This is a genomic window from Methylocystis heyeri, assembly GCF_004802635.2.
In the GTDB taxonomy this organism is placed as follows: domain Bacteria; phylum Pseudomonadota; class Alphaproteobacteria; order Rhizobiales; family Beijerinckiaceae; genus Methylocystis; species Methylocystis heyeri.
This window is the reverse complement of the sequence record NZ_CP046052.1, coordinates 1,310,735-1,324,883: the sequence shown is the minus strand read 5'-3', so window position 1 is coordinate 1,324,883 and position 14,149 is coordinate 1,310,735. Positions and strand designations below refer to the sequence as shown.

10 protein-coding genes are annotated in these 14,149 nt (G+C 63.6%); 6 read left to right on the top strand and 4 right to left on the bottom strand.

Going from position 1 to position 14,149, the window contains the following annotated elements; all coding sequences use genetic code 11:
- Positions 1 to 183: 183 nt before the first annotated feature.
- A complete protein-coding gene (locus tag H2LOC_RS05935) occupies positions 184 to 2,061 on the bottom strand; it encodes a potassium transporter Kup (RefSeq protein ID WP_136495551.1) in 1,878 nt (625 codons plus the stop codon).
- A 270-nt stretch (positions 2,062 to 2,331) separates the two neighbouring features.
- Here H2LOC_RS05935 and scpA point away from each other — a divergent pair, with 270 nt between their 5' ends.
- On the top strand, positions 2,332 to 4,500 hold the full coding sequence (gene scpA, locus H2LOC_RS05930; protein WP_136495550.1) for a methylmalonyl-CoA mutase: 2,169 nt from the start codon (positions 2,332 to 2,334) through the stop codon (positions 4,498 to 4,500).
- 148 nt (positions 4,501 to 4,648) lie between these two features.
- The gene (locus tag H2LOC_RS05925) at positions 4,649 to 6,457 is read left to right on the top strand and encodes a DUF2786 domain-containing protein (RefSeq protein WP_136495549.1); all 1,809 of its coding nucleotides are present in this window, start codon (positions 4,649 to 4,651) and stop codon (positions 6,455 to 6,457) included.
- A gap of 199 nt (positions 6,458 to 6,656) precedes the next feature.
- Here H2LOC_RS05925 and H2LOC_RS21700 read toward each other — a convergent pair whose 3' ends face one another.
- On the bottom strand, positions 6,657 to 6,953 hold the full coding sequence (locus H2LOC_RS21700) for a phosphate-starvation-inducible protein PsiE (RefSeq protein WP_246207016.1): 297 nt from the start codon (positions 6,951 to 6,953) through the stop codon (positions 6,657 to 6,659).
- A 295-nt stretch (positions 6,954 to 7,248) separates the two neighbouring features.
- On the opposite strand from H2LOC_RS21700, the gene H2LOC_RS05915 reads away from it, so the two are divergent.
- A complete protein-coding gene (locus tag H2LOC_RS05915; protein WP_136495548.1) occupies positions 7,249 to 8,553 on the top strand; it encodes a glycosyltransferase in 1,305 nt (434 codons plus the stop codon).
- Positions 8,554 to 8,688: 135 nt separating this feature from the next.
- Here the strand turns inward: H2LOC_RS05915 and H2LOC_RS05910 are convergent, their stop codons facing one another.
- On the bottom strand, positions 8,689 to 9,570 hold the full coding sequence (locus tag H2LOC_RS05910; protein WP_136495547.1) for a class I SAM-dependent methyltransferase: 882 nt from the start codon (positions 9,568 to 9,570) through the stop codon (positions 8,689 to 8,691).
- Between the two features lie 112 nt (positions 9,571 to 9,682).
- The gene (locus tag H2LOC_RS05905) at positions 9,683 to 11,512 is read right to left on the bottom strand and encodes a PAN domain-containing protein (RefSeq protein WP_136495546.1); all 1,830 of its coding nucleotides are present in this window, start codon (positions 11,510 to 11,512) and stop codon (positions 9,683 to 9,685) included.
- 276 nt (positions 11,513 to 11,788) lie between these two features.
- Between H2LOC_RS05905 and H2LOC_RS05900 the strand changes: the two genes are divergently transcribed.
- The 3 genes from H2LOC_RS05900 (at position 11,789) to proC (ending at position 14,070) form a co-directional block, all read left to right on the top strand.
- Positions 11,789 to 12,343 (top strand): L,D-transpeptidase, encoded by a 555-nt coding sequence (locus tag H2LOC_RS05900; RefSeq protein ID WP_136495545.1) that lies wholly within the window; start codon positions 11,789 to 11,791, stop codon positions 12,341 to 12,343.
- Between the two features lie 393 nt (positions 12,344 to 12,736).
- Entirely contained in the window at positions 12,737 to 13,237 is a 501-nt protein-coding gene (locus H2LOC_RS05895; RefSeq protein WP_136495544.1) for a type III secretion system chaperone family protein, read from the top strand.
- The gene (gene proC, locus H2LOC_RS05890; protein WP_281350551.1) at positions 13,234 to 14,070 is read left to right on the top strand and encodes a pyrroline-5-carboxylate reductase; all 837 of its coding nucleotides are present in this window, start codon (positions 13,234 to 13,236) and stop codon (positions 14,068 to 14,070) included. The genes H2LOC_RS05895 and proC overlap by 4 nt, the downstream gene beginning before the upstream one ends.
- Positions 14,071 to 14,149: the final 79 nt, after the last annotated feature.

Below are 14,149 nucleotides of genomic sequence, written 5' to 3'. Positions count from 1 at the left end.
AGCTTTTTCGTGTCGTCAAAAAAGACTGGCCGCACTTCGGCGGCCAGCAGGTTCGTCGTTCAGAGGGAGCGCCTCGAAGTTGAGGACAACTGCCGGCATAATCTGATTTTTCGCGCCAAACTCAAATTAAGCTTCGGTAAGGCGAATTAAATTCCCGTAATGTGCGGGCGTGGAGTCCGGCGTTCAGATTTCCACCTGGCTGCCGAGTTCCACGACGCGGCCGGGAGGTATCTGGAAAAATTCCGTGGCGGGCACGGCGTTGCGATGAAGAAATTCGAAGACGCCCATTTTGAACCGGCGCCATTTGAAGGCGCTGGTCGGCAGGATCGACAATCGTCCGACGAAGAAGGACGTGTCCATCATATTGAAGCGCAGCGGGCAGCCGATCGACTCTAGGATCAAGGCGCGAGGAATGTTCGGTTGCTCCATGAAACCGTAACGAAGCGTGACCGAATAGAACTCGTCGCCGAGGTCCTGGGTTTCGACCCGCTGCGCGGCTTTAATTCTGGGAACCTGTTCCGTCTGCACGTGAAGGATCACCACGCGCTCGTGCACGACCTTATTGTGTTTGAGATTATGCAGCAGCGGCACCGGAACGACATTGTGCCGGCCAGAAAGATAGACCGCGCAACCTTGCACCCGCGGCTTGCCCCGGAATTTCCTGATGAAATCGGCCAGCGGAAACGTATCCCGCTCCAAAGCGGCGCGCATCGCCACATAGCCCTGGCTCCAGCAGGTCATCAGGAAGAAAATGATCGAGGCCACGACCAGCGGAATCCAACCGCCCTCGAAGAATTTGACCATATTCGCCGCGACGAAGGAGCCGTCGACCACGACGAAGAGGCCCGCGGCGAGGAGGCTCAGAGGCAGGCTCCAGTTCCATACCTCGCGCATGGCGACGAACATCAGGAAGCTGGTCAGCAGCATGGTCAAAGACACGGCGATGCCGAAAGCTGCCGCAAGGCTGTCGGACGACCGAAAGACGATGGTGAGGATCAGGGTCAACGCCATCAGCGCCCAATTGACGAAGCCGACGTAGATCTGTCCGTAGCTTTCCGCGGAGGTCTGCGAGACATGGATGCGGGGCAGGAGACCGAGCTGGATCGCTTGCCGGGTCATCGAAAAGGCGCCGGTGATGATCGACTGGCTGGCGATGACGGTGGCGAGGGTCGCGAGCGCCACCAGAGGAAGCTGTAGACCCGCGGGGCAGAGGTCGAAGAACGGGTTGGGCGACGCCGCCGGCGGCTCGCTGACGATCAGCGCGGTCTGGCCGGCATAATTGAGCACCAGCGCCGGCAGCACCAGGCCGTACCAGGCGAGTCTGATCGGCTGGCGCCCGAAATGCCCCATGTCGGCGTAAAGCGCTTCGGCGCCGGTGGCGCAGAGGAAGACCGCCCCCAGTATGAGAAACCCCGCTGCGCCATGTTCGAAGAGATAGGCGGCGCCGACGGCCGGGTTGAGCGCCGCCAAAACGCCGGGATGCTGGACGACCGCGGCAAGGCCGAGTGCGCCGATGGCGAGGAACCAGATGATCATCACCGGCCCGAACAGCCGGGAAATCTCGGCGGTTCCCCTGTACTGCACGCTGAACAGCCCGATCAGCACGACGACCGAAAGAGGCACGATATAGGGGGCGATGGCTGGGGCAGGGGTCTTGAGGCCTTCCAGCGCGCTCAGAACCGAGATTGCGGGCGTGATTGCTCCGTCGCCGAACAGCAGGGCCGCGCCCAGCATGCCGATGGCGATGATGGCCGGATGCCGCCCCCGTTTTATGCCGAGCAGCGACATCAACGCGAGAATGCCGCCCTCGCCGTCGTTGTCCGCGCGCATGATCACCGCGACATATTTGATCGAGGTGATGACAATCAGCGTCCAGAAGATGAGCGAGAGCATCCCCAGCGCTTCTTCCGGCGCGATCGCGCCGCCCGACCATTCGATGGCGGTCTTGATCGTGTAGAGCGGGCTGGTGCCGATATCTCCATAGACCACGCCCAGAGCCCCGAGCGCGAGTGGGCCGAGGCGATGGGAGGAATGCGAGGTCGTATCTGGCGCGCCGCTCATCTTGGTTCCATCCGGGGTCGGGGCGCGGCTGCGGGGCAGGCGGGCCGATCTTGGAAAATCAAGCGATTTCCGCTCTCGGCCTGATCTACGCTTCAAGTCCTAAGCCGCGATTAGCGCCGCGTGGACCTTTGCGCCGCGCGCGGCTGTGGGTTAAAGCGTTGGCTTACGAATTTTTCCCATGGGCTCCGGTTCGGCCGGAGCGAAGGATACAAAAGAAAGTCAGGGTTTTCCCCAAGCTTGGGGCGCCCTTACGCCAAAGCCGAGGACCCGATGGCCGCCATTCCCGATTTCACCAAAATTCCCTTCGCTCCCGCGACCGCTAGCCAAGCGGAGCCGGAGCCGCGGCTTTGGGTGACCCCGGAAGGCGTCGAGGTTAAGAATCTCTATAAGCCCGCGGATATCGAAGGGCTTTCCTTCGTCGATTCATACCCCGGTCTCGCGCCTTTCCTGCGCGGCCCCTATCCCACAATGTATGTGGCCCAGCCCTGGACCATCCGCCAATATGCAGGGTTCTCCACGGCCGAGGATTCCAACGCCTTCTACCGGCGCAACCTCGCGGCGGGCCAGAAGGGCCTTTCGGTCGCCTTCGATCTCGCCACCCACCGCGGCTATGATTCGGATCATCCCCGCGTTTCGGGAGATGTCGGCATGGCGGGCGTGGCCATCGACTCGATCTACGACATGCGCACGCTGTTCGACGGCATTCCGCTCGACCAGATGAGCGTTTCGATGACCATGAACGGGGCGGTGCTGCCGGTGCTGGCGCTGTTCATCGTGGCGGCGGAAGAGCAGGGCGTTTCGGCCGACAAGCTCACCGGCACCATCCAGAACGACATTCTCAAAGAATTCATGGTGCGCAACACCTATATTTACCCGCCGCTGCCCTCCATGCGCATCGTTTCGGACATCTTTGCTTATACAAGCCAGCATATGCCGAAATTCAACTCGATTTCGATTTCGGGCTATCACATGCAGGAGGCGGGCGCCTCGGCGGATCTCGAACTCGGCTACACGCTGGCCGACGGCATCGAATATGTCCGCGCCGGCGTCGCGGCGGGGCTGGACATCGACGCTTTCGCCCCGCGCCTGTCGTTCTTCTTCGCCATCGGTATGAATTTCTTCATGGAAGTCGCCAAGCTGCGCGCCGCGCGCCTGCTGTGGGCTCGTCTGATGAAGGACCTCGGAGCGAAATCCGAGAAGAGCATGACGCTGCGCACCCATTGCCAGACCTCGGGCTGGTCGCTGACGGCGCAGGACGTCTATGTCAACGCCATCCGCACCAGCATCGAGGCCATGGCGGCGACGCAGGGCCACACCCAGTCGCTCCATACCAACGCTCTCGACGAGGCGCTGGCCCTGCCGACGGACTTTTCCGCCCGCATCGCCCGCAACACCCAGATCGTGCTGCAGCAGGAGAGCGGCACCACCCGCGTCATCGACCCTTGGGGCGGCTCCTATTATGTCGAGCGCCTCACCGCCGAACTCGCCAAGCGCGCCTGGGAGCATATCCAGGAGATCGAACAGCTCGGCGGCATGGCCAAGGCCATTGCGGCGGGCGTGCCGAAGCAGCGGATCGAGGAAGCCGCGGCCAAGACCCAGGCGCGCATCGACACCGGGCAGCAGGTCGTCGTCGGCGTCAACAAATATCAGCCGCAGGACGACGTCACGCCCGACGTGCTCAAGATCGACAATTCGGCCGTGCGCGGCGCCCAGCTCGAAAAGCTCAGGCGCCTGCGGGCCGAACGCGACGAGGCCAAAACGCAAGCCGCGCTCGACGCGCTGACGGAAGGCGCGACCTCGGGCGCCAATCTGCTCGACCTTGCCGTGAAGGCCGCGCGGGCCAAGGCCAGCGTCGGGGAAATCTCCTTCGCGCTGGAGAAAGTATTCACCCGCCACAAGCCGAAAGCCAATGTCATCTCCGGCGTCTACGCCCGTGAGGCCGGCAAAGATGCGCCGGCGGTCGCGCGGGTGAAGGGCATGACCAAGGCCTTCGAAGAGAACGAAAGCCGCAAGCCCCGTATTCTGGTCGCCAAGATGGGCCAGGACGGCCATGATCGCGGCCAGAAGGTGATCGCCTCGGCTTTCGCCGACCTCGGCTTCGACGTCGTCATCGGGGATCTCTTCGCGACGCCGGAAGAGGTGGCGAACAAAGCGGCCGAGGAGAATGTGCATGTCGTCGGCGTTTCGACCATGACCGCGGGCCATCTGACGCTGACGCCCGAGCTGCGCGACGCGCTGCAGGGGGTCGGCCGCGAAGACATCATGATGGTCGTCGGCGGCGTGATCCCGAAGCAGGATTTCCAGGCGCTCTATGACGCCGGCGCCAGCGCCATCTTCCCGCCCGGCACCAATATTCCCGAGGCGGCGGAGAAGCTGCTGCATGAGCTCAACATCCGCCTCGGCTACGCCCAGCGCGAAGTCGAGTCCGCGCGGGAGTGAGTAGGCCCCGTCATCGCGAGCGGAGCGAAGCGATCCAGAGTCGCGCCACTCGCCTGGATCGCCGCGGAGCTGCGCGTTTCGCGATGACGGCGCGAAGCCTGGGTCTCTTGAGTCGCCTTTTCGTCGCCGTAAGTGCGGGAGCTTTCAAATGAGCAGGCGGAAAGAGGCGGCGGGATCAGCGCATAAAGGCGGCGGCGCACAGCTGGACGACGAAGAGCTGGCGGCGCTGATCGATGAGCTTTGCGCGGAGGCGGTGTCTGGCCTTTCCCACAATAGGATCGAGGAAGGCGCTCGCCCATGGCTCGCTAAGGCTGAGCTCGATCTGGATAACCCGGAGCACATGGCGCGGTTCGTGGAAGCGCTGGCCTTTTCCGGTTATCTGAGCGTGTTCACGCCGTCCCTCACAGGCTTCGCGCCGATTGAGCGCTTCATCCGCGACCGCCGCTCCGGAGCCGACGCCGATACGGCTATCGCGCTGGACGCGTTGGCGCGCGCCGAATTCCGGCTCCTCCACATCGACTCGGTCTGCGTGCCGGACCGGTGTAGCGCAACCGATCTGGCCAATGGCGAAAAGGTCACGCTGTTCGAGGAGATCCCGGAAGAAGCGGTGGGATGCGATGTCGCCCTCTGGCTGGCCGCGACGCCAAAGGGAGAGCTCGTCGCGCTCGGGGTGATAGCGCCACTCGACGACGCCGCGCTCGCCGAAGCCATGAAGTTTGTTCGTCCAGGGAAGGGATTGCGCAACTCGCATCGCTGCGCCGCCGCCCTTTATCGTCATGTGGTCCGCCACGACACTTTGCGGATCGAGGGACTGAACCTCTTTTCCGAGGAACTGTCGGATATCCCCGACGAAGACGAAGAGGACTGGGACGAGCTCCAGAAGCTCGCTGTCGCCTTTATGGCGCAAGAGATCGCCGAGGCGTGCGGGGAATCGATAACCGAGGAAATTCTGCAGGCCGCGCGCGGCATGACGAACGTCGCGAACCTCATGGAGGCGCTGTCGCGCTGCGTCATTTATCGCGCCGGGGGGAAGGCGAACTTCGCCGAAGCATTTTCGTGGATCGGCTTCGTGATGCTGGAGACGCTCGATCGCCGCTTTGCTTCGGGATTTGGCGGCGCGACGCGGTCGATCGAAGTAATAGCCGGGGACATCGAACGCGCCATCGCCGAGGGTGAGGCGCCGGAAGGCGTAGGCCCCCTGTTTCAGGAGTTGCGCGTCAAGCTGATGGCGACCCGGCGTGCAAAAACGAAAGGGCGCCCACAGGATGACGAACTCGCCCGGGTTCTACAACGCATCCAGGCGTTGCGCGCCAAGACCGTCGACCAGGGGTGCACCGAGCAGGAGGCTCTGGCTTCGGCGCAAAAAGTCGCCGAATTGCTGGATCGCTATGGTCTGTCGCTCGACGAGGTCGAGATGCGCGAACGCCCCTGCGAGGGAATTGGCGTAGACACGGGCCGGAAGCGGAGCTCGCCGATCGACGAATGCGTGCCGGCCATAGCCGATTTTTGTGATTGCAGGACATGGTTCGAGAAGACCGCCTCCGGCTCGCTGCGCTTCGTGTTTTTCGGCCTCCCCGAGGATGTCGCCGCCGCGCACTATCTTTACGATTTGATCGTCCTCGCGTTCAAAACCGAAGCCGACGCCTTCAAGAAGCGAAGCAAAGCGGAGGTCTCGGGGCGAAATTCATCGCGTTCGTTTCAAATCGGTTTTGGGCATGGAATATGTTACAAACTGAGCGACTTGAAAGCCGAACGGGATAAGGCGACGCGCAAGGCCGACGGCCGCGCGCTTGCGGTCGTCAAATCTTCGGTGGTCGAAGACGAAATGGAAAAGCTCGGTCTGTCGCTCCTCGCGAAAGAGCAAAACAGAAGCCGCAAGGTGTTGGTGGACGATTACCGGGCCGGCGTCGCCGCCGGAGAAAAATTCGAACCGCATCTCGGGGTCGAGACGGAGTGATATGGCGACCGCTTCGCTGCGCCCTCGCTGCGCAGGCGTTATTCGGAGTCTCTTCGTCCTATGGCCGACTCCGAGAAGCGCGCGGAGGCATATCGAATCGTCAAGACCGCCAGAGACAGGATCAGCGTCGCGCCGGCGAGAATAAGAACCCCGAGGTCTGGGGAAGCCTCTTTCTGCACATAGCCGATCATGTGGCGGGTCAGCGCCGTGAGCCCACATAGAGCAGGAAACGCACCGGCATGTGGTTGGTGCGAAAATAAATGCCGACCATCGATCCGATTTCGAGATAAATGAAGAGCAGCAAGAGGTCTTCGATCGAGGCGTGTCCTTTGGTGGACATTTCGAGAAACGCCTTCAGCGCGGCCCAGACGGTCGCGGCCCCGATTGCGAAAAGCCCGAGTAGGTGGAAGCCCTCCGTAAGCAAATAGCCGATCGGGTCTATAGTTTGCCGCAACCGGCGAACGGTCGGAGGCTTCTCGTTTCCAAGATCGCTCATTGTCCCGGCAAGCTCCGCATCTGCGACATGGCCTGCCGCCATCTTCTCACACAATCGCCGGAGAATCCGTGCGACATTGTCGCGAAATCAGGGGAATCCGATCAAGGAATGAACAGCCCCACGTTCCATGGTTCTTCCCTTCATCGAATTCCCCTGAAGCCCGGCCATGACATGTGTGCATTCGATAGCCGCAGGCGGGGAGGTATGGTCGCCTCCAATCGAATGATTCCGCCCTTCAGCAGATTCCCTATAATTTCATTGTAGATTTGCGCAGCCTTCAGGAATAGTTCAACCGATGTGCGCCGCGCTGCCCAAAATCCTCATCGTCACCTTCGGCTCGCTGGGCGATCTCCATCCCTTCATCGCGCTGGGACAGGCTCTCCAACGCGAGGGTTTTTCCGTCGTCGTCGCGTCTTCCTCGGACCATCGCGAGCGTGTGGAGGCTCACGGGCTGGGTTTTACTCCGATCTCGCCGAGTCTGGCGGACATTCGCGCGCGCCTCGGCCTCGACATGGGCGGGCTGGCGCGGCGCATGAGCGAGGATGACGGCTTCCTGTTCCGGGATTTGATCTTCCCGCATCTCCACCAATCCTATGAGCAATTATTGGCGATAAGCGCTGGCGCGGCGACCGTCGTCGCGCACAGCATCGCCTTTTCCGCGCATGCGGCGGCGGAAAAACTCGGGATTCCGCTCGCTCTGGTCACGCTTTCCCCGATGCTGCTCTATTCGGCTTACGATCCGCCGCTCGGCTCCCGCGCTCCTTTCATCCCGGAGCCCAGGGCGCGGCTTTCGCTGGCCTACAATCGCGCGATGCTCGGGCTTTTTGCGGAGCTGGCGGATCGCTGGGCCGCTCCTTTGCGGCGTTTCAGGCGTGATCTCGGCCTGCCCAATCCGGGCCCCTTTGCGCTCTTTCGCGGAGTGGCGCGAGATATTCCGACCATTGGCCTGCACTCGGCTTTGCTGGCGCCGCCGCGCCCCGATCACTCGCCCAATCTTTTGGTCGCCGGGCACAGCTTTCACGACGCCGCGACCTCGATGAGCGAGGAAGAAGCGGCGTTGCTGGAGGAGTTTCTCGAGGCGGGAGAAGCGCCGGTGGTTTTCACGCTCGGCAGTTTCGTCAGCCACGGCCTTCACGCGCATTACCGCGCCTGCGTCGAGGCGGCCCAGAGCCTTGGAAAACGGGCGATCCTGCTCGCAGATAAAGAGGATGTGGAAGAGCTGCGCGCCGGCGCGCCAGCGAGTGTCCATGTCGCCGGCTATGTGCCGCATTCGCAGCTGTTTCCGCGCGCGCTGGCCGTCGCCCACCATGGCGGGATCGGAACCAGCGGGCAAGCGCTGCGGGCCGGAAAGCCGCAGCTCGTCACGCCCTTTCTCGGCGATCAGCAGGATAATTCCGCCAGACTCGCGCGGCTGGGCGTCGCACGCGCGCTGCCGGGCCGGAAAGTCTCGGGGACAAGGCTCGCGGTGGAGCTTGCGGCTTTGTTGGAAAAACCCGATTACGCCCGGTGTGCGGGCGAGCTCGCGCCGCGCATCGCCGCGGAGGATGGCCCCGCCGCCGCCGCCCAAAGGATTGCGCAGTTGGCGCGGCGCCGAAAGTAATGTGCTCCCGTCATTGCGAGCGAAGCGAAGCAACCCAGAGTCACGCCAGCATGAAAAATAGGATTGCAGCGGTCTAACCTTCAAAGCAATCTGGTTTGTTCTTCTGGATTGCTACGCTACGCTCGCAATGACGGCCTAGCTTTTCTCGGAAGTCGCCTTGAGCGCGTCGGCCAGCCGCATCTGCGCCGAACCGGGTTTTAGGGGCTTTTGCTGGCTCTCGTGCGGGGCCCAGCCGGAAAGCCATATGATCTCGAAACTCGCGCGCACGCGCCCGTCGGTATCGGAGAATTTCTCGGCGTAGATCTGGGCGGCGCGCAGGAAGACCGAACGGCGAAGGGGTCGCCGGGAACCCGCCGCCAGCGCATTGGCGGCGCCCATGGCGCGCAGATCGCGGCAGAGCGCAAACATGGAGTCGTAACGCAAGGTGAAGACGTCGGCGTCGGTCACCGGCAGCGCAAAGCCGGCGCGCTGGAGCAGGGACCCCAGATCGCGCACCTCCACGAAGGGCGAGACCCGGGGACTGGCTCCGCCCAGAATTTCCGCTTCCGCCTGCGCCAGCGCCTGGCGCAACTCGGTCAGGCTGGAGCCGCCGGCCATGCAGGCCAGAAAAAGCCCATCGGGCGCGAGGCTGCGTCTCACCTGGGCGAAAACGCCGGGTAGATCGTTGACCCACTGCAGGGCCATGCCGGACACCACCAGATCGAGCGACTGGGGCGCGAAGGGCAGGGCTTCTTCATCCGCCGCCACGCGAACGCCGGTCTCCGCCGCCGAGGGGAAGGTCGCCGCTGCCCGCAGCGGGGCCGCCTGCGCGCGCGCCGCCAGCACTTGCGCGAAATGAGCCGTCGGGGTCGCGAGATCGAGCGCGCGGGGAAACTCCCTGCGGATCGCAAACAGGCGGTCCTGCAGATCCTCGGCGGCGCGCTGCATCAGGAAATCGGGCGCGCCCTTTTCGAGGGCGCGGGCCAGACGCTTACGCACGAGGGCGCGGTCGAAGATGATGGGCGGCGATTGAGTCATTCGGCTTGGTTCTAATTCGTCGATCCGACGTTTCGCAAGCGCGCTTTCTGCAGCTAGTCGCGCGGGATCGAAAAAACCAGCGAGGGCGGCGCCCGCCCGCGCCGTCACAGGGTCAACGCTCCTGTTTTTTCCCGCCGCTGTCGGCTTCCTGATTTGGAAAATATTCCCCGGTCGACTCCATCAACTGGCATTTGCGGCTGGACCACAGGAAAGTATAGGCGACGCAGGCTTCGTCGCGCCGGCAGATATCCTCGCAGTCCTGCGGCTTTCCCGCATTCGGGGTCTTGTAGCCCGCGCCGGGGAAGGCCCTGCCGCGATAACGCTCCATGATGATGCGGGATGTCGCCAGCTTGGGGTTGGGGCCGCCCTGGATCACGCCGGATATAGCCCTCGGTTCGAGCCTCAACGACCCCACGCTGGATTTGGGAAAACAGATATGGTTCCACTTGTCGTAGCTGTAGGCGCGGCAGGCGGGATTGTCGCGGCAGGCGGCGGCGCAATCCTCGGCGCTCGGGCTCGGGATCTTCCCGAGGTCTTTCCCCTGGATGTCGCCGCTGTCGAAAGTGTTGAACTTGATCGCGAGGCGCGGCTGGCTCTCGTCCAGCGCAGCTGCGGTCGAAGACTTTTCGGCGCCGGGCGCCCCGCCCGGGGCCGACGTTTTGCGGAGGCCTTCGGGCTGGGCATTGGCTGCGTTCAGCGCGGCCTCCAGCTTCGCGACCTTCTCGGCTGCGGCTTTCAGGGCCTCGGTCTTTTCCTCGAGCTCCGCATTCTTGCGCTTGAGCTGCGTCTCGAACTCGCGGCGCTCGGGCGCCGATTGCGATGCAGCGGCCCGCAGTTGCGCAATAGTCTCGTCCTGGATTTTCAAACTGTCGCGCGCGGCCGCAAGCTCGCCGGCGCCCTGGGCCGCTTGCTGTTTCGCCTGCTCGACCGACGCCCCATCGACGCCGGAACCGGAGGCGGTTCGATAGGCGAGTCCTCCGGCGAGAGCGGAGCCGAGGCATGCGGCGAGAATCCATGCCGGCGTGCGCCTGGATTTGTAGGAGGCTTCTTCGGCTTCCGCTGCGGCGAGGGCGGTTTCCGCGCGTTTGGCCTTCAGCAGCGCAGCGTCTCGCACCTCATGGGCGACTTCCCTTCGCTTCAGGGCTTCTTCGCGCGCCTCCGCCGCGCTTTTCGCCTCCTTCACCGCTGCGTCGCGCTCGGACGCGAGCTGCTGGAGCGCGCCGGAACTGAGCCATTCCGGCGACGACAGAGCCTCGGAGACGTTGGGACGCGCGTCGTATGCGGCGTTTCGCAGGTCGCCGATCCACTTTTCGAAGGCGGCCGAACATTCGTTGAGAACGCCGCTCTTCGATTGCTCGAACAATCTGGCGGCGTCGGAAAGCGCGCTTTGCGCCGAGTTGATTTCTTCCTTGAAGCGGCTGCGCTCTCTTTTCTCGATTTCTCCGCGAAGCGCGTCCGCATGAGGATCCTCCGGGAAGCGTTGCGTCCAACCCAAAAGCTCACGGTCGCTCGCAGCGCCGAGGGCCTCGCCGAGGGCCGGCAGGCCCGGGCGGCCCGTGAGGGCGGCGAGTTTTTCGATGAGGGCGCGCCATCCCAAATGCTGGGCGTCGCCGTTCCAGCCGGAAAGGTCCGGCGCGTCGTTCGACTGGAACTGTGACGGCGCCTTGCATTCCTCCAGCAGGCAGGAGACGAGCTTCGCGCTGGATTGGGCGACCGAGGCCTCGCCGTTCACCCGCACGGAATGCGCGGAATGGCTCGTCCAGCAGACCAGAACCGCTTTCGCCTCCCGAAGCCGCTCGTTCACCTCGCTCTCGTCCCAGCTTCCGCCATTTCCGGCGGGCCCCGCCGGCCATAGCCGAAGGCCGAAGGCCGCAAGCTTCTCGACGATGGGAGCGACGCGCTGCTCGTCCTCGCGCGCATAACTCATGAAGACGTCGGACACGAAAATTCCTCGCTGCAGGGGGTGTCGGGGCGCGAAAGCCGAAGCCGCGCGGGGGCTTGACGACTCCGTGGGCGCGCCGCCGGCCGGGAGAGAAAAAAAGGTCGGGCTTCAGCGCAAGTTTCCATCACTGTTGCGAAACCGCAACACATAACGAAATCTTAGTGATATCCACTAACCGAAAGTCCAAGAAGCTTTAGACAAAAATGGGGCGAAAGATAGAATGATTTTTGTCACGATCTATTTGGCCTGTCGGGGCCAAGCGTAAGGGTGAGTCCCATGGGCCTGTCTTCGCTGTTCGGGCGCGCCGCGAGCGCGCGCCTGTTGAATGCTCTCGCTGTCGGCGCTGTCGTTTTGCTTGGCGCGGCCTCGGCGCCGCAGGAGGCGGCCGCCCGCAACATGGTTTCCTTTTCTCCCTCCTATCAGCCGGGGACCATCGTCATCAGCGCCCGCCAGCGCAAGCTGTTCCTGGTCGTGGGGCAGGGCGTGGCGATAAGCTACCCCGTCGCCGTTCCCAAAGCGGGCAGGGAGTGGTCGGGCGCAGCCGCCATCGAAGGCAAATACGTCAATCCGGATTGGGTGCCCCCGCCGGTGGTCAAGCAGGACCATCCCGAACTGCCGAATTTCATCCGGGGCGGCTCCCCCCATAATCCGATGGGGGTGCGCGCCCTGACCCTCGATCGCTATCAGGTCGCCATCCACGGCACCACCAGCAAGATGCGCTCTTCGATCGGCACTGCGGCGTCATACGGCTGCATCAGAATGCTGAACGAGGACGTCGCCGATCTCTTCGATCGCGTGAGCGTCGGCTCGCCGGTGATCATGGCCCCCTGAGGCTTCGACGAGAACATATTGCATCCGGCGCGGCCCCCGACGGGCCGCGTTTTTGTCTTCAGCGCTGTTTGATCGTCTTTTCTTCACGCGAGCCGGGCGTCCACTTCGCACGAAAACGCTCCAGGCTCGCGTTATCCAAAGTTTTTTAGCGAATTATCCAATGCAAATTGTGGAATGCGGCCGCAGACTCTAGACCGAAGCTCACGAATCTTTCACTGTTCGAGGCAATGGCGAGCAGGCCCGCCGCGGCTGGAGCGAGGGAAAACTGGCCGAGATTCAGTCGGATCGGCTATAGTGACCTTGAACCGATTCGATCCGGCCCAGGCGCCGAGCGTCGCAATGCCGCTTTGTGTTCATAGCAGCGTTGCCATGGCTTTCATTAAAGGTTGGCTAATGCAGATCGTGTCAGAAGAAAAAGATCGCGCGGAACATCCAGTGGACGTGGTCGAGCAACTCGCCGCCACCAACGACTGGTCGTTCGATCGCGACGACGAGGACGAAATCTGCATATCGGTCGCCGGCCGCTGGACCGACTACCATGTCGCCTTCACTTGGCTGGCCGACCTCGAAACCCTGCACATAAGCTGCGCCTTCGACCTCAAGGTTCCCGATCGCCGCCGCGCCGAAATCGCGGCTTTGATAGCCGCGATCAACGAACAGCTCTGGATGGGGCATTTCGACCTCTGGCCCAAGGAAGGGGTCGCCATGCATCGGCATGGCCTGGTGCTCGCCGGCGGCGCGCAGCCGTCGGGGCAGCAATGCGCCGCCCTTCTGGAAAATGCGCTGGCGGCCTGCGAACGCTATTATCAGGCGTTCCAATTCGTGCTCTGGACCGGCAAAAGCGCAAGGGAAGCCCTCGAATCCGCAACCTTCGAGACGAAAGGCGAGGCGTGAGCGCGCTGCCGACTGCCGAACTCGCAAATCTCTCGATAGTCTTCGTCGGCGCGGGAAAGATGGGCTCCGCTCTGCTCGCGGGCCTGGCCGCAGGAGCGGGCGGCGCAAAGGTGCTGGTTCTCGAGCCCTCGCCTTCGCCGGACGCGGAACGCATATGCCGTGAGAACGGCTTCGAGCTTCGCGCCTCCGCCTCGACGCAGGACGCGCCGGCGGACGTGCTGCTGCTCGCGGTGAAGCCGCAGGCGCTCGACGCGGCGGCGCCGGCGATTGCGCCGCTGGTCGGATCGAAAACTCTCCTGGTGTCCATTCTGGCGGGGAAGCGCATCGCAGATCTCGCCGTTCGTTTGCCGGCTGGCGCCTTCGTGCGCGCCATGCCCAACACGCCCGCTTCGATCGGACGCGGCGTTTCCGGCGCTTACGCGAGCGAGCAAACCAGCGCCGAACAACGCGCGATCGCCCAGACGCTGCTTTCCGCCGGCGGCGCGGTGGAGTGGGTCGACGACGAAAAGCTCATCGACGCGGTGACTGCGGTCTCGGGCTCCGGCCCCGCCTATGTGTTCTATCTCGCCGAATGTCTGGCCGCGGCGGGCGTCGCCGCTGGTCTCCCCGAGGAATTGTCCATGCGCCTCGCGCGCGCCACAGTCTCGGGGGCAGGGGAGCTGATGCGCCGCTCGGAGCAGACCGCGCCAGCGGTTCTGCGCGAGAACGTCACTTCTCCGGGAGGCACGACGGCGGCCGCTCTCGGCGTCCTGATGGCCGACGACGGCATGAGGCCTCTGCTGCAGCGCGCGGTCGAAGCCGCCCGCCGCCGCGCCGGAGAACTCTCCGGCTGAGGCGCATTTCCGCGCAAATCGAAAGGCTCTCGCCTTCGATTGGAAACTCGCGCAAGCTTCGGTCCCGTTTCGGCTACAT

Excerpts from the sequence above, each read along its gene's own strand:
- H2LOC_RS05895 (WP_136495544.1), top strand. The coding sequence starts at position 12,737 with ATGCAGATCGTGTCAGAAGAAAAAGATCGCGCGGAACATCCAGTGGAC.
- H2LOC_RS05935 (WP_136495551.1), bottom strand. The coding sequence starts at position 2,061 with ATGAGCGGCGCGCCAGATACGACCTCGCATTCCTCCCATCGCCTCGGC.
- H2LOC_RS05900 (WP_136495545.1), top strand. The coding sequence starts at position 11,789 with ATGGGCCTGTCTTCGCTGTTCGGGCGCGCCGCGAGCGCGCGCCTGTTG.
- H2LOC_RS05910 (WP_136495547.1), bottom strand. The coding sequence starts at position 9,570 with ATGACTCAATCGCCGCCCATCATCTTCGACCGCGCCCTCGTGCGTAAG.
- H2LOC_RS05915 (WP_136495548.1), top strand. The coding sequence starts at position 7,249 with ATGTGCGCCGCGCTGCCCAAAATCCTCATCGTCACCTTCGGCTCGCTG.
- H2LOC_RS05925 (WP_136495549.1), top strand. The coding sequence starts at position 4,649 with ATGAGCAGGCGGAAAGAGGCGGCGGGATCAGCGCATAAAGGCGGCGGC.
- scpA (WP_136495550.1), top strand. The coding sequence starts at position 2,332 with ATGGCCGCCATTCCCGATTTCACCAAAATTCCCTTCGCTCCCGCGACC.
- H2LOC_RS21700 (WP_246207016.1), bottom strand. The coding sequence starts at position 6,953 with ATGAGCGATCTTGGAAACGAGAAGCCTCCGACCGTTCGCCGGTTGCGG.